At 66.5% G+C, this 3,689-nt stretch carries 2 protein-coding genes; one reads left to right on the plus strand and one right to left on the minus strand.

The window, feature by feature from the left end; all coding sequences use genetic code 11:
- Positions 1-1,455: phospholipase D family protein (locus LPZ50_RS22940; protein WP_329957696.1), on the plus strand; the 1,455-nt coding region annotated here is incomplete at its 5' end.
- Between the two features lie 41 nt (positions 1,456-1,496).
- On the opposite strand, the gene metG is transcribed toward LPZ50_RS22940, so the two are convergent.
- A complete protein-coding gene (gene metG / locus LPZ50_RS22945) occupies positions 1,497-3,572 on the minus strand; it encodes a methionine--tRNA ligase (protein WP_230665129.1) in 2,076 nt (691 codons plus the stop codon).
- Positions 3,573-3,689 lie beyond the last annotated feature (117 nt).

Below are 3,689 nucleotides of genomic sequence, written 5' to 3' on the forward strand. Positions count from 1 at the left end.
GCGGTATCGCGGGCCCTGCCAGCCGAGCAGGGCCGGGCCACGGCGCTGGGCCAGGCCATCGGCCCGCTGGCCGATGCCCATCCCGGCCTGTCCGGCATCTATGCGCTGTCACAGGCCCACGACGCGTTCGCCGCCCGCGCCCTGCTGATCGAGGCGGCCCAGAAGACGCTGGACGTGCAGTATTACATCTGGCGCGGCGACACCACGGGAACACTGCTGCTGGAAGCGCTGTTCAAGGCTGCCCAGCGCGGGGTGCGGGTGCGGCTGCTGCTGGACGACAATGGCACGGCGGGCCTGGACGACGTGCTGGCGGCGCTGGACACGCATCCCAACATCGAAGTGCGGCTGTTCAATCCGTTTGTCCTGCGGCGGCCCAAAGTGCTGGGCTACCTGACCGACTTCGCGCGGCTGAACCGCCGCATGCACAACAAATCGCTTACCGCCGACAACCAGGCCACCATCATCGGCGGCCGCAATGTGGGCGACGAGTACTTCGGCGCCACCCAGGGGGTGGCGTTTTCCGATCTGGACGTGCTGGCGGTGGGGCAGGTGGTCGGCGATGTGTCATCCGACTTCGACCGCTACTGGGCCAGCGATTCCGCCTATCCGGCGGCGGCCATCCTGGGCGAGCCGGACACCGGCGCTTTGCCGGCGCTGCATCGGTCGGCATCGGGGTTCGAACACGATCCGGCCGCGCAGGCATACATGCAGGCATTGCGCGACCTGCCGTTCATCCACCAGATGTTGCACCGGCAATTGGGCTTCGAATGGGCCGCCACGCGCATGGTGAGCGACGATCCGGCCAAGGCGCTGGGCCAGGCAACCGGCGGCATGACTCTGGTCGGCCAGCTGCAGCAGGTGCTGGGCCGGCCCGCCAGCCACCTGGAGTTGGTGTCGCCGTACTTCGTGCCCACGGCTGCCGGTACCGATGCCTTGGTCCAGTTGGTGCGCAGCGGTGTGCAAGTGCGCGTGCTGACCAATGCTTTCGAGGCCACGGACGTGGCCGTGGTGCATTCCGGCTACGCCAGGCAGCGCAAAGACTTGTTGCGCGGCGGCGTGCAGCTGTATGAATTGCGCAGCCGGTCCGGGCCCGCGCCGCGCGGGCGCTCGTCGGTGGGCAGCTCCGGGTCCAGCCTGCACGCCAAGACGTTCGCCGTGGACGGTTCGCGGGTGTTCGTGGGGTCGTTCAATTTCGATCCCCGGTCGATGCATTTGAACACCGAGCTGGGTTTTGTCATCGACAGCCCGCTGCTGGCGGGGCAGATGGCAACCTTGTTCGACCAGGAGATCCCCCGGCAGGCGTATCGCGTCGGCCTGTCTGATACCGGCGGCCTGTACTGGCTGGCCGACGAGGATGGAGAGCCGCGGCGCTACGACACCGAACCCGGCACCAGCGCGTGGCAGCGGGCATTGGTCTGGCTGCTGTCGCTGTTGCCCATCGAATCGCTGCTGTAGGCGCCCGGGGGCCGGCCGCCCGTGGCGGCCGTCAGGAGATATCAGCGCACGCGCATGCCGGGTTTGGCGCCGGGCCAGGGTTCCAGCACGTAGATACCGGCGTCCACCGCATCGTCGGCGTGGCTGGCCGCCAGCACCATGCCTTCCGAAACCCCGAATTTCATCTTGCGCGGCGCCAGGTTGGCCACCATGACGGTCAGTTTGCCCACCAGGTCTTCGGGGCGGTAGGCCGACTTGATGCCCGAGAACACGTTGCGGTGCCGGCCTTCGCCCACGTCGAGGGTTAGCTGCAGCAGCTTGGTCGAACCTTCAACGTGCTGGCAGTCGACGATTTGTGCGATGCGCAGGTCGATCTTGGCGAAATCGTCGATGGTGATGGTGTCGGCCAGGGGCTCGCCACCGGGCATGGGGGCGGCCGCAGCGGGCGCGGCGGGTGCTTCGAACAGTTGCTCGAGCACTGCCGGGTCGACCCGCTGCATCAGGTGCTTGAACGGGGCGACGCGCTGCGGCAGCACGGCGGCATCGGCCCAGGCATAGGGCTGCGGCGCGCCGAACAATTCCGTTGCCACGCGTTCGGACAGGGCCGGCAGCACCGGCGCCAGCATGACCGACAGGGCCTTGAAGCCCGCCAGCGAGCGCGAGCAGATATCTTGCAGGCGGGCCTTCTGGGCAGCGTCGGCCGTGCCGATGCCCTTGGCTAGCACCCAGGGCTGGGCCGTGTCGAAGGCCTGGTTGATGCCGTCGGCGTAGGCCATGATCTCGCGGATGGCGCGGTTGTATTCGCGGGCCTCGAACGCGGCGCGGATCGATTCGGCCTGCGCGGCGAATTCGGCCGACAGGGCGTCGGTGTCGCCCTGGTAGGCCAGCACGCCGTCGAAATGCTTGGTGATGAAGTTGGCGGCGCGGCTGGCGATATTCACGTACTTGCCGACCAGGTCGCTATTGACGCGCGCCACGAAATCTTCAGGGTTGAAGTCCATGTCTTCGACCCGGGAATTCAGTTTGGCGGCCATGTAATAGCGCAGCCATTCGGCGTTCATGCCCAGTTCCAGGTAGCGCAGCGGCGAGATGCCGGTGCCGCGGCTCTTGGACATTTTCTCGCCGCTGACGGTAATAAAGCCGTGCACGTTCAGCGCGTCGGGCGTCTTGCGGCCGGCGAACTTCAGCATGGCCGGCCAGAACAGCGCGTGGAAGTAAATGATGTCCTTGCCGATGAAGTGCACTTGCTCGGTGTCGCCTTCGGGGTCGAGCAGGGCGTCGAAATCCAGGTTCTGCTTGGCGCAGTACGACTTCAGCGAGGCCAGGTAGCCCACCGGGGCATCCAGCCACACATAGAAGTACTTGCCGGGGGCGTCCGGGATCTCGATGCCGAAATACGGCGCATCGCGCGAGATGTCCCAGTCGCCCAGCTTGGCTTCGCCGTCGTCGCCGCCCAGCCACTCGCGGGTCTTGGCCTGCACTTCGGGTTGCAAGTGCCTGGTGCCGGCCTTGTTGCTGCCGGTGGTCCAGCTTTGCAGGAATTCCACGCAGCGCGGGTCGGACAACTTGAAGAAAAAGTGCTCGGACGACTTCAGCACGGGCGTGGCGCCGGTCAGTGCCGAGTAGGGGTTGATCAGTTCGGTGGGCGCGTACACCGCGCCGCATACTTCGCAGGAATCGCCGTACTGGTCTTTGGCGTGGCACTTGGGGCATTCGCCCTTGATGTAGCGGTCGGCCAGGAACATGCCCTTGACCGGGTCGTAGAACTGCTCGATGGACCGGGTCTCGATCAGGCCGGCGGCCTTCAGGGCACGGTAGATGTCGTGCGACAGGGCGGTGTTTTCAGCCGAGTCGGTGCTGTGCCAGTGGTCGAAGCGGATATGGAAGCCGTCCAGGTAGCGCGGGCGCTCGGCGGCGTAGCGGGCCACCAGGTCTTGCGGCGAAATGCCTTCTTTTTCCGCCTTCAGCATGATGGGCGCGCCGTGCGCGTCATCGGCGCCCACGAAGTGCACCGTGTGGCCCGCCATGCGCATCGAGCGAACCCAGATGTCGGCCTGGATGTATTCCATGATGTGGCCGATATGGAAAGATCCGTTGGCGTAAGGCAGCGCAGTGGTGACGAACAGGGTGCGGGACATATCGTGAATGGCGGTTAGGGAAGGGGTGGCCGGCTATTTTACCGGCCACGGCGGGCAGGGCGCAGGGCGGCCTGCAAGCACGCGCCCCTGCGCCGGGCCAGGCCGGGGCAGGGGCGT

Source organism: Bordetella petrii (genome assembly GCF_020991325.1).
Classification (GTDB): Bacteria; Pseudomonadota; Gammaproteobacteria; order Burkholderiales; family Burkholderiaceae_B; genus Bordetella_A; species Bordetella_A petrii_E.